Genomic DNA, 586 nt, shown 5'->3' on the forward strand with positions numbered 1-586 from the left:
ATAGCCGAAAGCCCGATGTCTTTCAATTAAAGAAAGGCAATAGATGAATACTTTCGAACAAAACCTAACAATCCAAACTGAACTTCCACCCTCGAACGCACTGCGCGTGTATCGCTGGGCAGACCTTCCAAACCTGAAGACTCCTGCCCTCTATCGGGTCACCGATCCGGGTCAGGAACTACGCGAAATCTACGCGTCCAAACACAAGCGCCAAGTTCTAGAGGTCCTGATGCGGTCTCCATTGTACGCAGCCAGCTACTGTCGTCTGTCAGACAAGGTGCTGCCGCCCCTGCGGCGCGATGACGGCGTTAACATAGGGTGCAAGCTTTACAACAACGACCCGGAAACCGGGCGCGAGCGGTTCGGCATCTACTTCCTCGTCGGCAAAATCGAGTTGGTTGAAGAGCGCGGGGTGGCGGCATGAGGACCGTTGACCTGCAAGTATCCACTCTTCGTCGCAAGCACGGCCTCTCAGAAGCCGCTGCACGCATCGTAGCAACCCTTTACTACGGCGAGGGTCGCTAATGGCCCTCATTACCCAGATCCCCAAGAACAGCCGCGAGGAATACCGTGTCAGCCGAGATGA

Annotated in this window: 1 protein-coding gene; it reads left to right on the plus strand. The window is 55.5% G+C overall.

Going from position 1 to position 586, the window contains the following annotated elements; all coding sequences use genetic code 11:
• Positions 1–43 precede the first annotated feature (43 nt).
• The gene (locus ACR0C3_RS23300) at positions 44–424 is read left to right on the plus strand and encodes a hypothetical protein (protein WP_480760791.1); all 381 of its coding nucleotides are present in this window, start codon (positions 44–46) and stop codon (positions 422–424) included.
• Positions 425–586: the final 162 nt, after the last annotated feature.

The organism is Ruegeria sp. CK3, from assembly GCF_056536565.1.